This window comes from Parasphaerochaeta coccoides DSM 17374 (assembly GCF_000208385.1).
GTDB classification, from domain to species: domain Bacteria; phylum Spirochaetota; class Spirochaetia; order Sphaerochaetales; family Sphaerochaetaceae; genus Parasphaerochaeta; species Parasphaerochaeta coccoides.
This window is the reverse complement of the sequence record NC_015436.1, coordinates 52,719-77,055: the sequence shown is the minus strand read 5'-3', so window position 1 is coordinate 77,055 and position 24,337 is coordinate 52,719. Positions and strand designations below refer to the sequence as shown.

The window sequence follows — 24,337 nt, the reverse complement described above, 5'->3', positions numbered from 1 at the left end:
GATGACATGCGGGAGATCCCGCAAAAAAACTTCAAGGGCCGTCGTAAGTGACGACCCTTGAAAATTAACGCGACACGTCAGCCCTTACTTCAACAGACCGGTGCTGTTATCAGCCACGGTAATCTTGCCAGCCTTGAGCTGTGCGTAGACTTCGTTGACCTTGGCTGTCACATCGGCGCCGAGATTCGGATTCTCAACGGGAATTCCGACGCTGTCGGAAGTCGCATCGAAGTAGAATATCTGTCCGCCGGGGAACTTTCCTTCAGTCTCAAGCTGGATCATCTCGTAGGAAGCGCGGTCAAGATACTTCATGGCGCTGGTCAGGATGATCGACTTGCCGTTGGGAAGAAGCCCTTCGTTGTACTGGTCAACGTCAACACCGACGACCCACACGTTCTGCCCGGAGGAAGCACGGTTCTTTGCTTCGTTGATGACACCCACACCGACACCACCGGCGGCGGCGAAGATGACCTTCACGCCTTTGTCATACATGGAAGCGGCCAACTGCTGTCCGGCTGCCACGTTGTCAAAGGAACCCTGGTACAGGACATTCTCGGCCTTCATGGTAATGGAAGTCCCGAAATTCTTGTTAGCATAGGCGACACCCTGCTGGAAGCCCCAGTTGAACTTCTGCACGGCAGGAATCTCCATGCCACCGATGAAGCCGAAATCACCAGTCTTGATCTGGAGAGCGGCAGCTACGCCAGCGACGAATCCAGACTGATGTTCCAGCCAGTAGACGCCGACGACGTTCTTTTCAATCCGATACGTCGAATAGTCAGCGCTGTGGGGTTCTCCGTCAAGGATGACGAACTTGGCGTCTTTATAACGATCCTGCGCGACATAGATGGCCGTCTCGAACTTGAATCCGGGAGTGATGATGAACTTGTACCCGGCGTCATACAGGTTGCCAATCTCGCTGAGATAGTGGGCTTCTGTGGTTCCGGAAGGCTTCAGGTACTGGATATCCAGACCCAAATCCTTTTCTGCGCGCAAAATTCCTTCCCATGTCCCTTGGTTGAAGGACTTGTCGTCAATGGTACCGGCATCAGTGACCATGCCGACCTTCAATGCCTTGGAAGTCTCTTTTGCTCCCTGTGCAAATACAACTGCACCAGCAAGCAGCAGGATGGCAAGAATAACAATGATCTTCTTCATGGATATCTCCTCTGATAAAAATGTGAATTCTTGTATCTATAGTACCGTCACGCATACCAGATGTCAAACCGGGAAAACCAGTTCTTGGTGAAATATGATGGCAAGGCATTCATCAAAACCCTGGTTGAATCTGAAGCGGTTTTCCACAAACGCTATCTTACAGGCCATTGTGTTTTTTCACATCGTTCCAGCTCCGCACTTTGCTCCTGCCTGTCCTTTCTGTATCAGATGTATTGCATGTGATAATTGCAGTCAAGACTGCTGTGGGAATCTGGTGCGAAGTACCAGAAAGTATTACGGAAATTAAAAGGATGTAAGAAATAAAACTTGACATATTTTCAAGCGGAAAAGATAATAAGCGCAGAAAATGCGTTAACGTTAACTCAAAAAGTAAAGAGAATGCCCGCCTGATATGGTTCCGTAGTGCCGTCAAGAGATTCACATGGAAGAAAGCAGGAAAACATATGCGGTTGCAAATTATGTAAGTATGCAAGGAACACATGCTAAAAAAGTGAGGAAGCCATGAATGAGAAAAAGGGAGCTAAACCAGGCATTGTGGTTTTTACGATTTTGCTGATTCTCCTTGCCTCTTTTGTCTCGTGTGATAACAAGCTGAATGTTTCAAATACCAATGCGGTGCGCTTCTCCACGGAAATCGGACGCAAGGTCACGGCAAATTCCGAATGGCAAGCCGATGATGAAGTCGGCATTTACATGCTGGAACATGGTACTGGCACGGCAGCTACTACTGCCCCAGAACGTGCAAACAGACACTACACGGCTGACACGGCCTTCCAGACCTCCGGCTTCTCTCCTGCTGATAATGCCAACACCTTGAAGTGGAATGACATTGCCGATAATGCCGACGACACGTTCGACTTCATCTCCTACTATCCGTGGGCGTACCTGGCTCATACCGAAGATGGTGCCGGTACGACATCCTTCTATGACACTGATACCTTGTACATAGATATCAACCGGGACAGGGGGACACATGAACAGGATACTGGAAAGGCCGATGTCCTGTGGGGACGCACCGACACCGTACAGAACAATACCTCAACAGTACGGCTGAAGCTTGACCATATGCTCTCCCGCCTGATTGTCAACATCTCTCCGAGCACGACCGTCGATGCTGTGGCTATCAATGATGCCACTGCATTTGCGGCTACGGTCAAAGGCTTGGACAACATAACCACGATGAGTCTGGATGACGGTTCTTTGGCTGATGTATCCGGTCTCACTGCGCCTATTGCCATGAAGGACATTTCCGACACGCTTACGACCACGGAAAGAGCCGAGGGAAAGCGCAGGTTCGAGGCAGTGCTGATACCTGTGGGCAACACTGATGCCCTGGCTAACGTGAGCCTGGAGTTTACCCTGACCGGTGGTGCTAAAGCTGGTACATACACATGGAAGCCAAGTACCACAGGTGCTGTAGCTGAGGGAGACAAGCACCTGATTCACTTTGACAAAGGCAAGCAGCATGTCTACAACATGACGCTGAACACGGATGACAATGAAGTCGCCGTTGCCGCCATCCAGATTGAGATAAAGGACTGGGACACCGGGGACGGCATAAACGCACCTGCTGTCAAGGCATACCGCCTTTCCTTTGACGGCAACAACGCTACAAGCGGTACTGCGCCGGAAGCGATAATCGCTCATGGAGGAAGCTCCGTCATACTACCGGATCCTGGGACGTTGGAGAAGCAATACCATTACGTCTACGGATGGAATACTTTGCCTGATGGCAACGGAACCCAGTATGCTGCCGGTGACTCCTTCACCATTCCCACCAATAATAACGTGACGTTGTATGCAAGGTGGGTGCCGAAGGTCAAGGCAGTCTCCGCCAGAGACAATCACACGATGATCCTGGCAGAGGACGGCACGCTCTGGGCGACGGGATACAACATAGATGGTCAACTGGGTGACGGCACTTGGATCAACAGAACTACTCCTGTGCGGGTCAAGGCAAGTACCACTCCCAACGACTTCATGACTGATGTCAAGTCAGTCTCCGCCGGAGCTGACCATACGATGATTCTGAAGAATAACGGCACGCTCTGGGCGACTGGACGGAATATCTATGGACAACTGGGTATCAACACTATTACCTACACAGACATACCCGCGCAGGTCACGGGCACCTCAACGGGAACTCTCCCTACTGTTGCGTCTGTCGCCACTGGAAAGTATCATACAATAATCGTAGGTACGATTTTAAATCCGAATGATAGGCTCTTGGCGAATGGACGCAACGATTTGGGTCAACTGGGTTTAGGCGACTTTAACACACCCGTGACCTTGCCCAGGCAGATCCTTTTCACCACAGGGACGGAACCTCTCCCTGCTGTTGCGTCTGTCGCCGCCGGCTCCCATCACACGCTGCTCGTTGATACGACCGGGAAGCTCTGGGCGACGGGAAACAACAGTGGTGGACAACTGGGTGACGGCACTTCGGGCTATGGGGCCAACAAAAACTTTCTTGTGCCGGTCACATCCACATCCACGGGAAATCTGCCTGCTGTCATGTCTGTTGCCGCCGGAAATGAGCACACAATGATTGTAGGTACGAACGGGACGCTCTGGGCGACTGGATTCAACAATTATGGTCAACTGGGTATTGGTAATGATGAAGACAAAAACACGCCCATGCAGGTCACGGACACCACAATAGGATCTCTCCCTACTGTTGAGTCTGTTGCCGCCGGAGGTTATCACACGATGATTGTGGATACGGACGGGAAGCTCTGGGCGACAGGATTCGACGAATATGGTCAACTGGGTCTGGGAAACAGCGGTATGGACTTCCACATAACAACGCCTGAGCAGGTTTCGTCCATGGGTTCTGATGTCGCGGCTGTCTACGCCGGGCTGAATCACACGATGATTGTGAAGAAGGACGGCACGCTCTGGGCGACAGGAGACAACGAATTTGGTCAACTGGGTCTGGGTGACAGCGGTTCGGGAAACCACAGAACCACGCCCGAACAGGTAATTTTCTGACCGGAACATGAGGAGATACCGGCGCACACGCTAACCAACAGGTCGTTCCGCTGCGCCGGTTCTCCTTCCCTACCACGCCCTATGACCAAGCGTCATCTGCATGGAGAGATGAAAATTTGCAACACAGGGAAAACAATAATGTGAAAAACTTGTGGTATTCGTCTTTTTCCCATGTTCTCACGTGTCTTTGGCTTTTACACGCTTAAAACCGAATTAATAACAACTATTAACATTTAAAATCATTAAATAACCCGAAAGTATTATATACTTTTCATGCAAAATAATACTTTTGGATAATAGCAAACTGCCCATAACGGATTTATACTACCGTATTATTACCTCCACATTAGTTGTGCTGATATGCTGCCATCTTCTTCATGGAGAAAGGAACAGATACAATGAGAGAGAGAGAGAGAGAGAGAGAGAGAGTAAAGAATCTGAGAGATTTGCGTATGAACAAATCTAGCAGACCAGGTTTTGTGGTTCTTACAACCATTCTGATACTACTTGTCGCCCTTATTTCATGCGACAGCAAGCTGAATGTTTCACATACCAATGAAGTACGATTCACTTCCGCGATAGGGCGCAAGGCCACAGCAAATTCCGAATGGCAAGCCGCTGATGAAGTCGGCATCTACATGCTGGAACATGGCACTGGCACGGCAGCTACTGCCGCCTCAGAACGTGCAAACAGACACTACACGGCTGACACAGCCTTCCAGACTTCCGGCTTCACTCCTGCTACCGCTGGTGACACCTTGAAGTGGAATGACATTGCCGATAATGCCGACGACACGTTCGACTTCATCGCCTATTATCCTTACGTGTCTCCCATCGCTGATACCACCGCTCTACCCATAAATGTCTATCCGGGTTCCGGGGAACAGGACACCGGAAAGGCTGACTTCCTGTGGGGACGTACCGACAACGTACAGAACAATACCTCAACGGTGCATCTGAAGCTTGACCATATGCTCTCCCGTCTGATTGTCAACATCTCTCCCAGCACGACCGTTGATAAGGGTGCCATCAACAATGCCACCGGCGGCTTTACCGTCACGGTCAAGGGCTTGGGTTCTGAAACTACGATAAACCTGAATGACGGAACCTTGGGCACGACGGATACGAGCGCATCTATTCTCATGAAGGACATTTCCGACACTCTTACGACCACGGAAAGAGCCGAGGGTAAGCGCAGGTTCGAGGCTGTGCTGATACCTGTGGGCAACACTGATGCTCTGGCTAACGTGAGCCTGGAGTTTACCCTGACCGGGGGTACTGGCGCTGGTACATACACATGGGCAGCGGATTCCGTAGCGACCTCTGATCAAGGCAAGATTCACTTTGACAAAGGCAAGCAGCATGTCTACAACATGACGCTGAACACGTCTGATGAAGAAGTCGCCGTTGCCGCCATCCAGATTGAGATCGGAGACTGGGATGAAAGTGACGGCGGGAACTGGGCTGCTACGTTCAAACCATACCGAGCCGTCTCTGCCGGAGCTTATCATACGATGTTCCTGAAGAATAACGGCACGCTTTGGGCGGCTGGACTGAACATCTATAGTCAACTGGGTGTCGGCGCTGCGACCTCCTATAAAACAAGCATACCCGTATGGGTCACGTCCATGGGTTCTGATGTCGCAGCTGTCTCCGTCGGAAATTACCATACGATGATTTTGAAGAAGGACGGCACGCTCTGGGCGACGGGGCGGAACAACTATGGTCAACTGGGTGACGGCACTACGACCAACAGAAGTACTCCCGTGCAAGTCAAGGCTAGTACCACTCCCAACGACTTCATGACTAATGTCGTGGCTGTCTCCGCCGGAAGCAATCACACGCTGATTCTGAAGAAGGACGGCACGCTCTGGGCAACAGGACGGAACAACAATGGTCAACTGGGAGATGACACTACGGCCAACAAAAGTACGCCCGTGCCGGTTTCGTCCATGCGTTCTGATGTCAAGGCCATCTCTGCTGGAGATGTTCACTCGATGATTCTGAAGAAGAACGGCACGCTCTGGACGACTGGAGCCAACAGTTCTGGTCAACTGGGTGTCAGCGCTGGAACCTCCTATAAAACAAGCACGCCCGAGCAGGTTTTATCCATGGGTTATGATGTCGCGGCTGTCTCCTCCAGAGATCGGCATACGATGATCTTGAAGAAGGACGGCACACTCTGGGCGACGGGATACAACTTAAATGGTCAACTGGGTGACGGCACTTTAGGCGATTATGCCGACAAAAGCACACCCGTGCAGGTCAAGGATGATACCAATGGTTCCGGGGTAATGACTGATGTCGCGGCTGTCTCCGCCGGGTCTTTCCACACATTAATCCTGAAGAAGGACGGCACGCTTTGGGCGACGGGAAACAACACTTATGGTCAACTGGGTATCGGCGCTACCCCTACCCAGACAGGCATCCCCGTGCAGGTCATGACTGATGTCAAGGAAATCTTCGCCGGAGAAAGACACACGATGATCCTGAAGAAGGACGGCACGCTCTGGGCGACTGGACAAAACGAAAATGGTCAACTGGGTCTGGGTGACAGCGGTTCGGGAAACCACAGAACCACGCCCGAACAGGTAATTTTCTGACCGGAACATGAGGAGATACCGGCGCACGCCGACCAATCAACAGGTCGTTCCGCCACGCCGGTTCATTCCTTTTGAAATTGAATCCAGGGATAACATTCGCATGAAATACAGCCACATCCGTGGCTGCTCATTACACATACATATCATTGTAGGAGTTCCCCATGTCAGACATCAACAGGGTTATATGATGTTTCTTGTATATGATGAGAAATCATTACCCAAATTTTTCACAATTTTACAACATCGTCCGTCTTTTCTCCTGCTCGACCAGAGCAAGGATAAAAGGACCAACTCCCTTGAAATCATCCTCAACGACAGGCTCCTTGATGTAGTACGGGAACGAACCATCCCGGTAAGGATTGCCGCCAAGACCAGCTACGGAGCAAATGCCGCCCAAATGCAACTCTCCTGAAGGCTCCTCACGCAGACGGGTTCTGACCAAAGCGTCAAGTGCCTTGTCAGCTGCCGCAAGATACCGAGCGGTATCGGAAGCCAGACCAAGAGATGCCGCCCTCTGCAAAGCATAGGTGAACATCGCGGAGCCGGAAGTCTCCAGATAATTTCCATCACGCTCGCCGACATCCATCACCTGCCACCACAGCCCGGCAAAAGTCTGGCAGGCAAGCACCGGATCAAGCAAACCCGGAACCAGAGCTTCAAGACGGACACGACCGGCATGTCCCGGCGGAAGAATCCCGATGACATCGATCACCGCCATGATGAACCAGCCAAGCGCCCTCCCCCAGATATGGGGAGACAGCCCTGTGTCCGGGGACGACCATCTCTGCCCGCGTGATTCATCCCACGCATGGAACAGCAACCCCGTCTTCCCATCCCGCAGGATGCGTGATGTCTTCACCATCTGTTCAACAAGGTCATCCAAGGCTCCCTGGTCATTGTTCCTCACTGCGTACAGGGCATTGAAAGGCCCCTGCATGTACAACCCGTCAAGCCAGACCTGCCATGGGTAGATTTCCTTATGCCAGAAAATGCCTGTGAGAGTGCGCGGTTGCGAACGGAGCTGCCCTTTCAACTTTTCCGCGGCCAAGAGAAAACGCTTTTCCCGCGTCCTGTCATGCAAAGCGAACAGAAACCGACCAGCCTGAATCTGATCCAGGTTGTATTCACCGTGGCGGTATGTAGCTATGGTCCCGTCCTCCGAAACAAGCGGAGAGTACATGGCATGCGCCCAATCAAAGAACGAAGGATCACCAATACGTTCCCCAACCTCGGCCACAGCCCTGATTACCAGACCATGTTCATAGTGCCACACCATCATGCCAGGCAGATAGCGTGAACGGACGGAATCCGCCATACGGACGGAAAGTAGTTGTGAAGACTCGCTTTTCATCTTATTCTCTCTTGATCATTTTTATGCTTCGATGACGTGAACACCATGATGCTCTCTTTAAGAAAACAGGCCCGCCCTCCCGGACGGGCCCATGCAATGCATCATCCGTATGCTAATACAGAAGGTTGTTCGCCTTGGCGTGGGCAATGCCGGCATCTTCCCATGCCTTGCCACCGACACGGTCGAACTCAGCAATCCATGCATTCCAGTTCTGCTGGTTCAACACACGCCTGCCCGTCAGGAACTCGGCAAGACCCTGCTCATAGAAACGCTTCAGGTCGGCGTTTGGAGCGGGAAGCGTGTCACCGCCGTTGTTCGGCGTCCACTTGCGGCTTTCCATGTCACGCAAGACATCCAGAGCGCTCATTTCTTTCTTGCTTACCTCGGTCACGTACTTCGGATACCGGGCGTACAATTCAACGTCGCCATTGAAGAACACCATGTTGCGCAACTGGGTGACAGTCTGCCCTGTGGCGGTCGAGAAGCCCAGCGGCATATCCTTGTCAACAGGAATACCATTGGCATCCTTGACATAGTTCACGCCTTCAACGCCCCAACCCAGGAGATAATAACCCTCGTCGCTGCTCATCCATTCCAGAAGCTCGGCAATCTTCTCAGCCTTGCCAGCCTGGGCGGCCTTGGCGCTGATTGCATAGATGCGGTAGCCGGTGGTATAGGGGCCGACAGAAGAATGACCCTTCGGGCCTACAGGAGGATCAATGACAATCCACTCCCCGTCCGGGAAGTTCTTGTCAAAAGGAGCATAGTTGGCCGTAGCAGCATAGGCGGCGTTCTGCTCACGCATGACGCCAAAACGTCCCTGCTTCCACGCGGCGCGGAAGTCATCCTTCTGATATGCCAGCCAGTTCGGATCAATCGAACCGTCATCGACCAGACTCTTGATATAGACCATGGCATCATACATCTCAGGCTTGCGCACGCTGAGACCGGCATTTGCCTCGGTCAGGTTCCATGTTCCTTCAACTCCGAAGGCACCAAGTATAGGCTGCAAGCGGCGTCCCAAGCCTCCTTCATAGTTATTAATCTCAAGGAAAGCGCCGAAGCCATAGGTATCATTCCTGCCATTGCCGTCGGGATCATTGTATGTGAAGGCATGGAGAACCTTTGCCAAGTCTTCCGTAGTCTTGGGAATGGCAAGTCCCAGCTTGTCCAGCCAATCCTTGCGGATCAGGAGACCTTCATTCTTGGAAATGGAGCCGGGGGAAGCAAACCCATAGGACTTGCCGCTCACTGTCGTGAAAGCAATGCTTGCCGAGTCATATTGGGCAGCGGTTCTCACCGGCATCTTGGCATACAGGCTGTCAACCGGCGCAATAAGCCCCTGGTTCACCAGACGAAGCCACGCATCCCTGCGCACCATGAAAACATCCGGCAGGTTGTTGGCCGCGCCAGCCGCCTGAATCTTCACATCCTGGTCGCTTTCGTTGGATGGCAAGGCGGTAAGCTCAAGATCTATGTTCAGCTTCTCCCGGATGATCTGCAACGCCACCCAGTCAGCCGGAGGGGGACCAGCCTCGGTGATGGCGGCGCCATACCACAGGCTGATCTTCACTGGCGCAGCAGAGGCTGCGGCGCTTTCCTTGGTGCCTTGGGCAAATACAGGAAGAGCGCACAGCATGGCGAGCATTATCGCCAGGACAATGGTCATCACATTTTTCTTCATGGTTATTTCCTCCTTATCTGGAATACCATCTTTCATATCTGTCACGGCCATGCAATGCAGGCCGCATTCATGCCCGGTCAGCCTTTGACGCTGCCAAGCAAGGTCCCCTTGGTGAAATACTTCTGGATGAACGGATACGCAAGCACCATCGGGATAGCGCTCATGAACACGCTTGCCGCCTTGATTGCCGCAATCGGAGCTTCGCCGAAGGCATTCACCTCCACAAATTCGTTCATTCCCGAAGCCATCAGGATGTTGCGCAACAGTATTGGCAAGGGTTGCAATGCATTTCTGTTCAGGTACAGCATGGCATGGAAGAAATCGTTCCAGAACGACACCCCGTAATACAGCCCCACCGTCAGGATGATTGCCTTGCTCAAAGGCAGGACGATTCGCACCAATACCTGCACTTCCGAGCATCCATCCATCTGCGCGCTCTCCCTCAATTCATTTGGAATCCCCTGGAAGAAACTTTTCATAATCAAGCAGTTGTATGTACTCACCGCTCCCGGCAGGAAGACTGCCGCAAGCTTGTCTATCAGCCCCAGGTGCGTCACCACCAAGTATGAAGGAATCATGCCTACATTGAATACATACGGAATGATAATCAGCACGTTCAGCCAACGCCGTCCCGGCAGTGTCGGAAGGGACAGGACATAGGCCAGCGGTATCGTGAGAGCCAAGGCAGAACCCACGCCCATCACCAGAATCTTCAGGCTGTTGCCAAAGGACATCACAAACCCATTGTTCCCCAGCAATGCCTTGTACGCGGCGGTTGACCAGTTCCAGGGAAGAAGGAACATCCCTTCAAAATTCGTCCCCAGGAAGTCATAGGGACGGAAGCTCAGCGTTATGGTACTCCACAAAGGCAGGGAAATCACCACCAGCATCCCCCACAGGAATACTTTCACCAAAATATCGAATGTGCGATCCGCTCCTGTCTTGCGTACTTTGACTGCCGTCACAATCGCGATATTTCCTTTGTTGTTCATAGGCGTATTTTTCATGGGAGTGTTGTTCATCGGCGGCCTCCTACAGTATCCCAGTGTCGGAAACTTTCCGCGTCATCCAGTTGGCAAACAGAATCAAGCTCATGCCGATTGCTCCCTTGAACAACCCCACCGCCGTAGCCAGTCCGAACTCAAACTGCAACAGCCCCTGCCGGTATACCCACGTGTCAATGATGTCCGCCACGCTCAGCACCGGCGTCGAGTACAGAATGAAAATCTGGTTGAATCCGGCATCCAGGATTGTCCCTATCTTCAACAGCAGGACGACCACGATTACCGGCCTGATGGAGGGAAGCGTGATGTACCTCACCCGCTGCCAGCTATTGGCTCCCTCCACCATTGCCGCCTCAAACAGGGACATGTCAATGCCCATCAAAGCCGCAATGAAGATGATTGCGCTCCAGCCCATTTCCTTCCATGCGTCGGACAGAATCACAATCCACGGAAAAGCCTTAGTATTGGTCAGAAAATCTATCGGCCTGCCTCCGAAGAACTTGATGACATCGTTCACTATGCCATCCCCTGGAGCCAGCAACGTCAGCAGAATGCCATACATGATGACCCATGAGAGGAAGTGAGGCAGATATGTCAGCGTCTGCACCGTCTTACGTAACTTTGTTCCTGTCGCCTCGTAAATGGTTATGGCCAGCAGGATGGACAGCGGAAGAGAAAAGATAATCTTGCCAAAGCTATACATCAGCGTATTGCGCAGCAGCTCCCAGAAATAGAATGAATTGATGAACGTCAGGAAGTTCTTGAACCCAATCCACGTGCTTCCCAGCACTCCATCCAAGGCCCGGTAGTCACGGAAGGCAATCTGGCCGTACCAGATGGGGCCATATTTGAATATGATGTAATAAACAAAGGGAATCGCCAGCAGAAGATAGGCCGACCTGTGCCGCACCACTTCCCGCCACAAGCGTCCACGCTTCTGTCTTCTGTATAAATCGAGAGCGGGTGTCTTCCGGGTTTTCTCTGTGATTCTCGTCATTTCGATGTATTTCTCCCCTTCACACATGTTCAGCATACACAGGCGGGAGAGGAAAATGCAGGGATTGATTTGTACTTTTCCGACATCGGAAACAGACAAAGAGCAACCAAGCCATGACCGAAAGGAGGAAAAAACCCTTTCTTCGTCCAGGTCGATGTCCTGTTTGATGTCCGGGATTCATTGTCTGTTCAATGGCCGCGCATCCGTCCCGGCGGATCCCCCATGATTTTCTTGAAGACACGGCAGAAATATGCTTGATCCTGGAAGCCCGTGCGGAACGCGACTTCACTGATGGTCATGCCGGAAGTGCGGAGCAACCTGACAGCCCTGCTTATCCTGCACCGAATCAGATAGTCCCACGGTGAGAGTCCTGTCTCCCGGCGGAAAATACGCGTAAGATAATCCTCGCTGACATTGACCGCTTCAGCGACCTGCCAGCGTGACACGTGTTCGGCGGCATGGGCTTGCAGATACGCCATTGCCCTCTTGACGATGATTCCTGTCAGGGCAGGAAGAATCGGCGCCGCTCCGCTCATGGCCGCCTTGAGCCGTACATGGAAAGCCTCGCACCGGGCAAGGACGTCATCACAGAAAATCAGTCCCGGCATCTCCCCGAATGCTTTGACCACAGCCTCATCAATCACACTTTTATAAAGAAGGATGGGGACATCACCTCCTATGACTTGACGGCGAATCACTTCGGCATCATAGGCGGCAAGCCGGTCGGACAACAGGATGAGAGGAGGTTTCATGGGAGCGCGGGAAACAAAATCCGAGGGACTTGACAGGATGATGGTCTCCAGATGCTGGAATACCTGCCTAAGTTCCGTCGGTACGTCGCCATAGAGGAAGACAGAGCCGACCGACATATCACCGGAAAGGCTTTCCACGCTTTCCATCAGGCTCTGTCCCCCCGACGCCAAGCCATACGCCATGAAGCCAAGCGCACTGAAACGTGGTTCTTCCCCAAGCCTGCGCAAAGCGGAAAATGATGCGGGGACTGCATCCGAGGCATCCCATATGAGAAGACCGGCATCGACCGACAGAAGATTGCCTGAAGAAACATTGCTCGCGTCAATGACGTGGATGTCTGCCCATGGAGGATATCCTCCGTTTTCCGGGCAAGGGCCCAGGACGACAGCCGTACCGGAAGAAGATGTCGGCGACGCGCCGGATAAAGTCGGCCACGGGAGATTCAATGATACGGAATTCTCCCCTATGGAAAACTCACCTCCATGAAGCAGGATGATTCTCTCCGCCAAGGCAAGTCCGGGAGAATTTTCAAAGACACGCGCCCTCCATCCGCCGGAATCAGATGCCAAGGATATGGCAAGTCCGGAACGATGGACAGCGCAGGAAAGCATGCAGCCATGACCGTCGGCTATTATCTCTGTGCCGATAATCTCGCATACCTGGCTCAAGCGACGGACATCGGCAAGGATCATCGGCGTCCTTTCGGGAGCAGTCAGGCCGTACCCCAGGCGTCCGCAGGTTTCCGTGAGCCAGATGCCCGGATTGATGAGCCGACGCTCCATTTCCATGCTCCCTGTCCGGGACATGGCAAGATCCATCAGGTATCCTGCACGGGAAATATGATTGAGGATTCCTATGCCTGCCGGGGAGGATGCCGTCCCTGATTCCTGTACTATCTTGCGGATTCCCTCCAGCGGTTCCTTGAGTCCATCACCGACGCTCGCCAGAAATTCCGTGCGGATGCGTTCTGCTTGTTCCGCCTTTTCCCGCGCACGGTTCGCGTCGTCAACCAGCAATGCTCCGTTGATTGCGCTGCTGAGCGATGCCCGTAGTTCTTCAAGGAGTGAGCCATCCCATGCTGTTGTCCGTATGACAAGGTATCCCAAGCTCTGCCTGTCAACATGGAGAGCTTCGACGACATACACTCCGGCTCCCAGACGTTCCATGATTTCCCGCGGAAGAAGGTCTTCACGGGAGAAGGCGTGCCCCTGCCCGATGAGTCCGGAAGCATCATATCCTCCGGAAAGCCGGGGATAGCCGGCGTCATCGGAAAGCACCAGATACGCTCCTGTGATTCCCAGGGCAGGAAGGTGACTTGCCAGCAGTTGGGGTATCACGGAAAGACTGCGCACTCGCAGCAAATCCACTTTCAAGGCATTAAGATGCCGCGCCGTCTGTCCGAGTTCATATGTATGCTGGTTATGAATCCTGTCCTGAACCTGAGAAACCAGAGGGTACAAGCGTTTTTCCACATAACGGCGCACGCGGGGAATGTCCGGGCTTCCCAGGCACAGTCGATCCAAGGCTTCATAGAGCAGTCCTGTGCCGGCTCCGGCAGCTCCGGAAGATATGAGGGAATAGAGAAATTCGCCGAATCCCCGGAACGCGGACATGTCAGCTTCCTTGCCGCCTTCCTTGTCGTCAAGTAAAGCGGCTTTTTCAATGGCATCCCATACAATCTCCAGTTTTCTCTTTCCTGCTTCGGAAAGGCTGAACAGTTCCCCGATGCGTTTCATCAGCGGTTGCCGTTCCCCTCCTCGTCCGGCAGGTCCGAAAACATCGGCGGCTTCACATCCGCATGAGTGTCTCAGAACGAGGTCAACGGGAAGCATGATATCCTGAGAAGCCCCTGTTACTTCTGAAATCTGTCTCATAATGGCATTCCATGCCGCCATTCCTAAATCAGAAATGGGCATGCGGACTGTTGTACAGGGGACTTGGAGCAATCTGCTTTCCTGGGAATCATTGAAGCCGATGAGGATGAGATCCTGGGGAATCCTGACGCCCATGGATTCAAGGCGTCTTCCGGCTCCATAGAGGAGAAGGTCGCTGGCACATACCAGCGCATCAAAATCTTTGCCGGGAACCAGTGCACGTTCTCCCGCCAGGACATCAAGGGCGTCTCCACCCCGTGACCATGCAAAGGGAGGCGACACCAAGGCCGGGTCAAGTCCGATTCCCGCCAAGGCAAGGGCATCAAGATAGGCACGGTACCTGTCCTGCGCCGACACATGGCTCTCCGGCCCCCTGATGAAAGCTATTCGTTGGGCGCCATGAACCTTGATGCAATGCATCACGGCGGAGCGCACGCCGGTATATGCGTCAAACTCAACATTAGGATGTCCGGTCTTTTTCATTCCTATGGTCACATACGGTATGTCAAAGGCATCATGGACATCCGACAGTTCCGTCAGAGGGACGTGGCCTCCCAGTGATGATGCCCAGCTGATCAGTCCGTCAATGTTCCGGCGATTGACAAGGGAGATGAGGTCATTGCGCAGATACTCTCCCTCTGTCGGCCATTTCAGCCTGCCGACGGGGAAGACGAAAAAAGCGGCGCCATCCGCTGATGCAGTCCGAGCCAGCTCCGGCCACAGGTCATTGGATGTTCCTGTATGTATGGATGCCAGCATGAGTCCGATGCGTCGCGGTCTGTCTCCTGACGGGGAATCTTTCATCACCATCGATCCTTCCTCCAGAACCGAGGCCATCTTCGGTTTCGCTGTCTTCGGTTTCATGGAGTATACCATACCTGGGACGACCTGTGAATTTCACAAAACCAGCGGACGGCATCATCATCGAGCCAACATTTTTTACAACAAGAGTATGTCGCAAAAATTTGCGACATCTCTGTTATTCTTCATAATTTCTATTTTCTGTGTCGCACACGTTAGAAGTGGTATTAATAATACTATGTTTACATCTTTAAGCGTCAAATAACCCGAAAGTATTATATGGTTTTCTCTGCTTTTCATGCAAAATCATACCTTTGGGTAATAGCTTTCTGACGTCAGTACGTTTACACTACTTTATTAATTACTACCATATGCGTAAGCTGGCATGTCATCATCTTCTTCACGGAGATAAGGAAAAGATACAATGAGAGAGAGAGAGAGAGAGAGAGAGAGAGAGAGACTAAACTAAACGGCATGGTCATTCTGACCATCCTGGTTCTCCTTGTCGCTTTTGTTTCATGCGTTGACAAACCGAACGTTTCAAACTCCAACACAATACGCTTCATCTCCGAGATAGGACGCAAAGCCACCGCTGACTCCGGCTGGAGTATCGGGGATGAAGTCGGCATCTACATGGTGGAGGCCGGTGAGGACGTGGCTACTGTCGCCACGACCGACCGTGACAATGTGCAGTACGTGGCAGATACGGCGGACATCACCTTCTCCGGCTTCTCCCCTGTTGACGCCTCCAACCCCTTGAAGTGGGATGACATCTCCACCCCTGCCATCACAGAGTTTGATTTCATCGCCTACTATCCCTATGCATCATCCATCGCTGATACCACCGCTCTGCCCATACATGTCTATCCGGGTTCCGGGGAACAGGATACCGGAAAAGCTGACTTCCTGTGGGGGAAGAAGGCTGGTGTCCAGAACAACACCTCGACAGTCAGCCTGACGCTCAGTCATGCCCTCTCCCGCCTTGTTGTCAACGTTGGGCCAAGTACCACCGTTGATAAGGATGCCATCACGGGCGGTACGCTTGTCGCCACTGTCACGGGCATCAACACGCAGGCAACAATCGACCTGGACAGCGGAGATGTGGCTCCTGTCGTCCCCAGCGACATTGATGTCGTCATGAAGGACATCTCCGGCACGCTCACGGATGCGGAGAGGACTGCGGGCAAGCGACGCTATGAAGCCGTGTTGATACCCACGGACAACACTACCGCCCTGTCCTCCCTTGGTCTGCGTTTCACCTTGGGTGGCGAGACATATGAATGGGCTGCTTCCAGCGTAGCGTCCTCCGATGAGTACAGGATTGTCTTGGAGAGCGGCAAGACTCATGTCTACAACATGACACTCAATACGGCGGCGGATGAAGTCGCCGTCGCGGAGATTCTCATAGGGATAGTGGACTGGGACACCGGGAGCGGGGTGAACGCGGCGGCAACCAAGGCATACAGCCTCACCTTTGATGCCAACAGTGCCACGGGAGGCAGTGCTCCGGGACGGATGTATGCTCATGAGGGAAGCCAGGTCACACTGCCGTCTCCTGGAACGTTGGAAAAGAATCTCCATTACGTCTACGGATGGAATACTCTGCCTGATGGCAACGGAACCCAATATGCCGCCAGTGAGTCCTTCACCATGCCCGCCCATGATGTGACGTTGTATGCAAGGTGGGTGCCGAAGGTCAAGTCAGTCTCCGCGGGATACGGTCACACAGTGATTCTGGCAGAGGACGGCACGCTCTGGGCGACTGGATGGAATATCTATGGCCAACTGGGTGACGGCACTTCAGGGTATTTGAACAGCAAAAGTACGCCCGTGCGGGTCAAGGCCAGTATCAATCCTGACGACTTCATGACCAATGTAGAGGCCGTCTCCGCCGGAGATTATCACACGATGATCCTGAAGGAGGACGGCACGCTCTGGGCGACAGGATGGGATCAGGATGGTCAATTGGGTATCAACAGTATTACGACCTACACAGGCATTCCCACGAAGGTCACCAACACAAACATAGGAGAGATCCCTATTATCAGGTCTGTCGCCACTGGAAGTCGTCATACAATGCTTGTAAGTACGGATGATAGGCTCTGGGGGACTGGACGCAACAATGATGGTCAACTGGGTTTAGGCCACCTTGAAACACCCGTGGGCTTGCCCAGGCAGGTCAAATTCACCTCAGGGCCGGAACCTTTCCCTACTGTTGCCTCTGTCGCCACCGGAGCCAACCATACGATGATTGTGGATACGGACGGGAAGCTCTGGGCGACGGGAAACAACGCGATGGGGCAACTGGGTGACGGCACTGCGGGCTCTGGAGCCAACAAAAACCTTGTTGTGCCGGTCACAACCACATCCACGGGAACTCTCCCCGCTATCGCATCTGTTATCGCTGGAGCCTACCATACGATGATTGTGGATACGAACGGGATGCTCTGGGCGACCGGAGACAACAGTTCTGGTCAACTGGGCGACACTACCATGGATGAAAGAACCATTCCCGTACCGATCACGACTACATCCACGGGAACTCTCCCCGCTATCGCATCTGTCGCCGCTGGAGACACCCACACGATGATTGTGGATACGAACGGGATACTCTGGGCGACGGGAAACAACGAATATGGTCAACTGGGTGACGGTACTTCGGGTGCAGCGAATAACAAAAGCACGCTCGTGCAGGTCATGACTGATGTCGCGGCTGTCTACGCCGGATGCTTCCATACGATGATTGTGAAGAAGGACGGCACGCTCTGGGCGACAGGATCCAACTTTAATGGTCAACTAGGTCTGGGTGACAGCAGTTCGGGAACCGACATAAAAACGCCCGTACAGGTTATTTTCTGACCGGAACATGAGGAGATACCGGCGCACACGTCGAACGATTAACAAGCCGTTCCGTTGTGCCGGCCACATCTCCCTGCCACTCCTCATGACTACGTGTCATTTGCTGGGGAGCAGAGTGGGAAATTTTTCAAAAAACGGGGAACCAATGGCATGAAAAAGGTTACGGGATTCCCCTTTTTTCACGCTCGCTGTTTTCCTGGGAAATACACACCAGAAACCGTATCAATAAACGATATTGATATCTTCAAGCGTAAAATAGTTAATAAGTATTATATGTTTTCCTCGAAAAATCGTATTTTCGGGTAATACCTCAACGACCATAACCAGACTTACACTGTCCCAGCCATTAACCATACATGGTCGATGGCTTATGTCGTCTTCTCAAAGAAAATGAGGAAAACAACCATGAGAGAGAATAAATTACTTATTACAATTCTTATGAGCATCATGATTCTCTTTGTCGCTCTTGTTTCATGCGAGGGCAAAGTGCGTGTTTCGCACGCCACCGACGTGCGCTTCTCCACGGAGATAGGACGCAAAGCCTCCGCTGACTCCGGCTGGGAACCCAATGACGAAGTCGGCATCTACATGGTGAATCATGGCACCCTGGCGGATTCTGCCACCACGGAGCGTGCCAACCAACCCTACAAGGCTGACATAGCCTCCCGAACCTCCGGCTTCACTCCTGTTGATGTCTCCCACCCCTTGAAGTGGGATGACCTTAGTACGAATCCCGCACCATTCTTTGACTTCATCGCCTACTATCCCTATGCATCATCCATCAATGACACCACCGCCCTGCCCATTAATGTCTATCCGGCTGGTACTGGGGAACAGGACCCCGGGACGGCTGACTTCCTGTGGGGGCATAGCAAGACCGTGAGCACATACGCTGGCGGTGTCCAGAACAATACGTCAACGGTACGGCTGAAACTTGACCACGCTCTTTCTCGCCTGATTGTCAACCTTGGGCCAAGTACCACCGTTGACGCCACGGCTATCAATGCTGCCACCGGGGGATGCACCGTCACGGTCACAGGCACAAGCACACAAGCCACGATCAATCTTGATACTGGAGCCGTATCTGTTCCTGGCAATGGTATGCCTATCCGCATGAAGGACATTTCCGCCGATACGCTTACCGCCACGGAAAGAGCCGCGGGAAAGCGCCAGTTTGAAGGTGTGTTGATACCTACGGCTCACTCCACTGCTTTATTGAATGCCCTGGACCTGGAGTTTGTCCTGACTGATGGTAGTGGCACTGATACTGCATACACATGGAAAGCGACGTCCGTAGCGGACAAAGATAAACACCTGATTCACTTTGACGCGGGCAAACAGCATATCTACACCATGACCCTGAATACGTCTGACGATGTGGTCGCCGTCGCCGCAATCGAAATTGGCATCGAGGACTGGGACACCGGGGACAGTATAAACACAGACGCGCTCAAGGTGTACTGCCTCTCCTTTGACGGCAATAACGCGACAAGCGGCACTGCTCCGGGAAAGATGTACGCTCATGCCGGAAGTCCGGTCACGGTGCCAGGTTCTGGGACGCTGGATAAAACCGGGCATTATTACTTCGGGGGATGGAATACGACGTCTGACGGCACGGGAGTCCGGTATTCCGCAGGTGACTCCTTCACCATGCCTGCTCATGACGTGACGTTGTATGCACAGTGGCTGGTGAAGGTCAAGACTGTCTCCGCCGGAGGCTCTTCCACGATGATCCTGAAGAAGGACGGCTCGCTCTGGGCGACAGGGAGGAACGAATGGGGCCAACTGGGTGACGGCACTACGACCAACAGAACTACTCCTGTGCGGGTCAAGGCTAGTGCCGATTACAACGACTTCATGACTGATGTCAAGGAAGTCTCCATCGGAACCAATCACACGATGATCCTGAAGACAGACGGCACGCTCTGGGCGGCGGGATACAACAATTCTGGTCAACTGGGTGTCGGTGACAATGACAACAGAAGAACGCCCGTTCAGGTCATGACTGATGTCGAGGCTGTCTCCGCCGGAGGCTCTCACACGATAATCCTGAAGAAGGACGGGACGCTTTGGGCGACAGGATACAACTGGTTTGGCCAACTGGGTCTAGGTATCAGCGGTTACGGAACCGAAAAAAAAACGCCCATGCAGGTCAAGGCTAGTATCGCTCCCGATGACTTCATGACTGATGTCAAGGAAGTCTCCGCCGGAGGGGATCATACGATGCTCCTGAAGAAGGACGACACGCTCTGGGCGACTGGATACAACTATTATGGTGAACTAGGTCTAGACAACAGCGGGTCGGGAACCACCAAAAACACGCCCGTGCAGGTCACATCCATGAATACTGAACCGAGCAATCCTGTCACGGCTTTCTCCGCCGGAGGTCATCACACGATGATCCTGAAGAAGAACGGGACACTCTGGGCGACTGGACGGAACATCTATGGTCAACTGGGGGACGGCACTACGACCGAGAAAACTACTCCCGTACAGGTCAAGGCTAGTACCGCTGACAACGACTTCATGACTGATGTCGCGGCTGTCTCCGCCGGATACCACCATACGATGATTGTGAAGAAGGACGGCACGCTCTGGGCGACTGGATCCAACGGAAATGGTGAACTGGGTGTCGGTGATAATACCGACAGAAGCACGCCCGTGCAGGTCAAGAGTTCGGGTGGGGTCGGGTTCATGACTGATGTCGCGGCTGTCTCCGCCGGAATCTATCACACGTTAATCCTGAAGAAGGACGGCACGCTCTGGGCGACTGGACGGAACAACTATGGCCAACTGGGTGACGGCACTACGACCAACACAAACACGCCCGTGCAGGTAGTTTTCTGACCAGAACATGAGGAGATACCGGCGTACGCCGACCGATTAACAGGTCGTCCCGCTGCGCCGGTTCTCCTTCCCTACCACGCCCTATGACCAAGCGTCATCTGCATGGAGAGATGAAGAGGAAGATTTGCCCCACATGGAAAACAATAATGTGAAAAACTTGTGGTATTCGTCTTTTCCCCATGTTCTCACATGTCTTAGGCTTTTACACGCTTAAAAACGAATCAACAACCACTATTAACATCTAAAATCACCAATAACCCAAAAGTATTATATGGTTTTCTGTGCTTTTCATGCAAAATAATACTTTTGGGTAATAGCTTTCTGCCATCACCACGTTTATACTATTTTATTAATTACTACCATATGCGTAAGCTGGCATGTCATCATCTTCTTCATGGAGAAAGGAAAAGACACTATGAGAGAGAGAGAGAGAGAGAGAGAGAGAGAGAGAGAGTAAACTAAGCGTCATGGTCTTCCTGACCATTCTGATGCTACTTATCACCTTCATTTCATGCGACAACAAGCTGAATATTTCAAATACCAATGCAGTGCGTTTCAGTACGGAAATCGGACGCAAAGCCACGGCAAATTCCGAATGGCAAGCCGATGATGACGTCGGCATCTACATGCTGGAACATGGTACTGGCACGGCAGCTACTACCGCCCCAGAACGTGCAAACAAACTCTATACGGCTGACACAGCCTTCCAGACTTCCGGTTTCACTCCTGCTACCGCTGGTGACACCTTGAAGTGGGATGACATCTCCAACCCTACCATCACACACTTCGACTTCATCGCCTATTATCCCTATGATGAAAACATCTCTGACCCTACGACCGTAGCCATAGACATCAACCGGAGTTCCTCGGAACAGATGACCGGGACGGCTGACTTCCTGTGGGGACGCACCGACAACGTACAGAACAATACCTCGACGGTGCATCTGAAGCTTGACCATATGCTCTCCCGCCTGATTGTCAACATAGCCCCAAGCACGACTGTTGATGCTGTGGCTATCAATGATGCCACCGGTGGATTTACTGCTACGGTCAAAGGCTTGAACACGCAGACCACAATCAACCTGAATGACGGAACCTTGGATGCTGCCAGTGTCATTGAGTCTATTGTCATGAAGGACATTTCCGACACGCTTACTCAATCTGAAAGAAATGAGGGTAAGAGGCGGTTCGAGGCTGTGCTGATACCTGAGGCTCACTCGTCGTGGTTGCTGAGTGTGCTGGAACTGGAGTTTACCCTGACCGGTGGTACTGGCGCTGGTACATACACATGGATAGCGGATTCCGTAGCGACCTCTGACCAAGGCAAGATTCACTTTGACGCGGGAAAGCAGCATGTCTACAACATGACGCTCAATACCTCTGATGAAGAAGTCGCCGTTGCCGCTATTGAGATTGAGATACAGGACTGGGACACCGGGGACGGCATAAACGCGCCTGCTGTCAAGGTGGGAGTCAAGTCAGTCTCCGCCGGAGGTTATCTCACGATGATCCTGAAGACTGACGGTACGCTCTGGGCGACGGGACTGAACTCCTATGGTCAACTGGGTGTCGGCGAGACTCTCCTGCCTGAGACAAAAACAAGTACTCCCGTGCCGGTCACGTCCATGAATGCTGATCCGAACAATCCTGTCGTGGCCACCTCCGGCGGAGTCCTCTCCTATAACGGAACCGGCTTCGTCTCCCACACGATGATCCTGAAGAAAAACGGGTCGCTCTGGGCGACTGGACACAACGCCTATGGTCAACTGGGGATCGGTGGTACTACCGACATAAGCACGCCCGAGCAGGTCAAGGGTTTTGGTGGGGTCGGGGTCATGACTGATGTCAAGGAAGTCTCCGCCGGACTGTATCACACGATGATCTTGCAGAAGGACGGCACGCTCTGGGCGACGGGGCGGAACAACTATGGTCAACTGGGTGTCGGCGCTGAGCTAACCTATACAACAAGCATCCCCGTGCAGGTCATGACTGATGTCGCGGCTGTCTCCGCTGGAGAACACCATGCGATAATCCTGAAGATGGACGGCACGCTCTGGGCGACTGGACAGAACCCCTATGGTCAACTGGGTGACGGCACTATGACCAACAGAAGCACTCCCGTGCAGGTCAAGGCCAGTACCACTCCCGATGACTTCATGACTGATGTCGTGGCCGTCTTCGCCGGAATAAATCACACGATAATTTTGAAGAAGGACGGCACGCTCTGGGCGACTGGATCCAACGGTTATGGTCAACTGGGTGACGGCACTACGACCAACAGAAGCACGCCCGTGCAGGTCAAGGCCAGTACCACTCCTAGCGACTTCATGACTGATGTCAAGGAAGTCTCCGCCGGAAGCAGTTACACGATGATCCTGAAGAAGGACGGCACGCTCTGGGCGACTGGATACAACGAATATGGTCAGCTGGGCCTGGGTGACATCCTTCCCGGAACCAACAGAACCACGCCAGAACAGGTTTCGTCCATGGGTTCTGGCGTCGCGGGCGTCTCCGTCGGAAACTCCCATACGATGATTTTGAAGAAGGACGGCACGCTCTGGGCGACGGGACGGAACACTGATGGGCAACTGGGTCTGGGTGGCAGCATTCCCGGATCCAACAGAACCACGCCCGAACAGGTAATTTTCTGACCGGAACATGAGATGATACCGGCGTACGCCGACCGATTAACAGGTCGTTTCGCCACGCCGGTTTCATCCTCTTTGAAATTGAATCCAAGGATAACATTTACATGAAATACAGCCTCATACACGCCCCGCCTGTAATCCGACACATATAGCCCCCAGCCACATCCGTGGCTGTTCATTACATATACCTATCATTGTAGGAGTTCCGCATGTCAGACATCAACAGCTTGAAAAAAAGCTCCATAGATTCTCACAATCAGGGAAAGACAGAGACTGCTAAAGCCCTGCCGTTCATCGTCCGGTTCATTCCCATGGCCACATTCTTCATCCTTGTCATAGTCAGCTGCATTGCCTGCAACATCTCGCTGCCCGCCATCATCGATAAAGACTCACAGGAGTTATTGCTGCTTCATCTGGCAGGCACCACATGGAAACAGGACATCGGTTCCGACAAACCCACCACCGACTGGAAATGGCGTCATCTGGAGTTTTATCCTACGGTTACAGAAGACGGGGAACTGAATGGGTGGATGGATGATGGAAAGAGCAAACTCCCCTCCGACAAGACCAACATTCTTCTGGGATACGGGGAGAAGAACCTTATTCTCACCGTAAGCCAGGACATGGAGACGCTGGAGGTGAAACATTCAGAAGGTTCGGCGGAAGGAACAGAGACCCTGACCGTGACGGATGCACAAGGGAAGCACTTCTATTTCCTGCGGGATATGTGAAACCGAAACATCCAT

12 protein-coding genes are annotated in these 24,337 nt (G+C 52.8%); 6 read left to right on the top strand and 6 right to left on the bottom strand.

Going from position 1 to position 24,337, the window contains the following annotated elements; all coding sequences use genetic code 11:
* Positions 1–84: 84 nt before the first annotated feature.
* Entirely contained in the window at positions 85–1,158 is a 1,074-nt protein-coding gene (locus SPICO_RS00305; protein ID WP_013738700.1) for a BMP family lipoprotein, read from the bottom strand.
* Positions 1,159–1,680: 522 nt separating this feature from the next.
* On the opposite strand from SPICO_RS00305, the gene SPICO_RS09590 reads away from it, so the two are divergent.
* Together SPICO_RS09590 and SPICO_RS09585 are read left to right on the top strand one after the other, a co-directional pair.
* Positions 1,681–4,170 carry an RCC1 domain-containing protein gene (locus tag SPICO_RS09590; protein ID WP_013738699.1) on the top strand — a complete coding sequence of 830 codons (2,490 nt, stop codon included), beginning with the start codon at positions 1,681–1,683 and terminating at the stop codon, positions 4,168–4,170.
* Between the two features lie 398 nt (positions 4,171–4,568).
* Positions 4,569–6,773, top strand: coding sequence for an RCC1 domain-containing protein (locus SPICO_RS09585; protein WP_013738698.1), 2,205 nt, complete (start codon positions 4,569–4,571; stop codon positions 6,771–6,773).
* A 235-nt stretch (positions 6,774–7,008) separates the two neighbouring features.
* Here SPICO_RS09585 and SPICO_RS00285 read toward each other — a convergent pair whose 3' ends face one another.
* From SPICO_RS00285 to SPICO_RS00265, 5 genes are all read right to left on the bottom strand, one after another.
* A complete protein-coding gene (locus SPICO_RS00285) occupies positions 7,009–8,124 on the bottom strand; it encodes a glycoside hydrolase family 88/105 protein (RefSeq protein ID WP_013738697.1) in 1,116 nt (371 codons plus the stop codon).
* Between the two features lie 112 nt (positions 8,125–8,236).
* Positions 8,237–9,808 (bottom strand): extracellular solute-binding protein, encoded by a 1,572-nt coding sequence (locus SPICO_RS00280; protein ID WP_013738696.1) that lies wholly within the window; start codon positions 9,806–9,808, stop codon positions 8,237–8,239.
* A gap of 77 nt (positions 9,809–9,885) precedes the next feature.
* Positions 9,886–10,830 carry a carbohydrate ABC transporter permease gene (locus tag SPICO_RS00275; protein WP_013738695.1) on the bottom strand — a complete coding sequence of 315 codons (945 nt, stop codon included), beginning with the start codon at positions 10,828–10,830 and terminating at the stop codon, positions 9,886–9,888.
* A gap of 10 nt (positions 10,831–10,840) precedes the next feature.
* Positions 10,841–11,809: an ABC transporter permease gene (locus SPICO_RS00270; protein WP_148228964.1), complete on the bottom strand. Its 969-nt coding sequence runs from the start codon at positions 11,807–11,809 to the stop codon at positions 10,841–10,843.
* 188 nt (positions 11,810–11,997) lie between these two features.
* Positions 11,998–15,300 (bottom strand): helix-turn-helix domain-containing protein, encoded by a 3,303-nt coding sequence (locus tag SPICO_RS00265; RefSeq protein WP_169310025.1) that lies wholly within the window; start codon positions 15,298–15,300, stop codon positions 11,998–12,000.
* Between the two features lie 411 nt (positions 15,301–15,711).
* Between SPICO_RS00265 and SPICO_RS09580 the strand changes: the two genes are divergently transcribed.
* The 4 genes from SPICO_RS09580 (at position 15,712) to SPICO_RS00245 (ending at position 24,322) form a co-directional block, all read left to right on the top strand.
* Entirely contained in the window at positions 15,712–18,096 is a 2,385-nt protein-coding gene (locus SPICO_RS09580) for an RCC1 domain-containing protein (RefSeq protein WP_013738692.1), read from the top strand.
* A gap of 405 nt (positions 18,097–18,501) precedes the next feature.
* Complete coding sequence (locus tag SPICO_RS09575; protein WP_013738690.1) at positions 18,502–20,943, top strand: RCC1 domain-containing protein; 2,442 nt, start codon at positions 18,502–18,504, stop codon at positions 20,941–20,943.
* A 467-nt stretch (positions 20,944–21,410) separates the two neighbouring features.
* Complete coding sequence (locus tag SPICO_RS09570) at positions 21,411–23,594, top strand: RCC1 domain-containing protein (protein ID WP_013738689.1); 2,184 nt, start codon at positions 21,411–21,413, stop codon at positions 23,592–23,594.
* A 206-nt stretch (positions 23,595–23,800) separates the two neighbouring features.
* Positions 23,801–24,322 carry a hypothetical protein gene (locus SPICO_RS00245; protein WP_013738688.1) on the top strand — a complete coding sequence of 174 codons (522 nt, stop codon included), beginning with the start codon at positions 23,801–23,803 and terminating at the stop codon, positions 24,320–24,322.
* Positions 24,323–24,337 lie beyond the last annotated feature (15 nt).

What these genes read in the sequence shown, in the direction of transcription:
- SPICO_RS00305 (WP_013738700.1), bottom strand. Translation starts at nt 1,158, where the DNA reads ATGAAGAAGATCATTGTTATTCTTGCCATCCTGCTGCTTGCTGGTGCA.
- SPICO_RS09590 (WP_013738699.1), top strand. Translation starts at nt 1,681, where the DNA reads ATGAATGAGAAAAAGGGAGCTAAACCAGGCATTGTGGTTTTTACGATT.
- SPICO_RS09585 (WP_013738698.1), top strand. Translation starts at nt 4,569, where the DNA reads ATGAGAGAGAGAGAGAGAGAGAGAGAGAGAGTAAAGAATCTGAGAGAT.
- SPICO_RS00285 (WP_013738697.1), bottom strand. Translation starts at nt 8,124, where the DNA reads ATGAAAAGCGAGTCTTCACAACTACTTTCCGTCCGTATGGCGGATTCC.
- SPICO_RS00280 (WP_013738696.1), bottom strand. Translation starts at nt 9,808, where the DNA reads ATGAAGAAAAATGTGATGACCATTGTCCTGGCGATAATGCTCGCCATG.
- SPICO_RS00275 (WP_013738695.1), bottom strand. Translation starts at nt 10,830, where the DNA reads ATGAACAACACTCCCATGAAAAATACGCCTATGAACAACAAAGGAAAT.
- SPICO_RS00270 (WP_148228964.1), bottom strand. Translation starts at nt 11,809, where the DNA reads ATGACGAGAATCACAGAGAAAACCCGGAAGACACCCGCTCTCGATTTA.
- SPICO_RS00265 (WP_169310025.1), bottom strand. Translation starts at nt 15,300, where the DNA reads ATGAAACCGAAGACAGCGAAACCGAAGATGGCCTCGGTTCTGGAGGAA.
- SPICO_RS09580 (WP_013738692.1), top strand. Translation starts at nt 15,712, where the DNA reads ATGGTCATTCTGACCATCCTGGTTCTCCTTGTCGCTTTTGTTTCATGC.
- SPICO_RS09575 (WP_013738690.1), top strand. Translation starts at nt 18,502, where the DNA reads ATGAGAGAGAATAAATTACTTATTACAATTCTTATGAGCATCATGATT.
- SPICO_RS09570 (WP_013738689.1), top strand. Translation starts at nt 21,411, where the DNA reads ATGGTCTTCCTGACCATTCTGATGCTACTTATCACCTTCATTTCATGC.
- SPICO_RS00245 (WP_013738688.1), top strand. Translation starts at nt 23,801, where the DNA reads ATGTCAGACATCAACAGCTTGAAAAAAAGCTCCATAGATTCTCACAAT.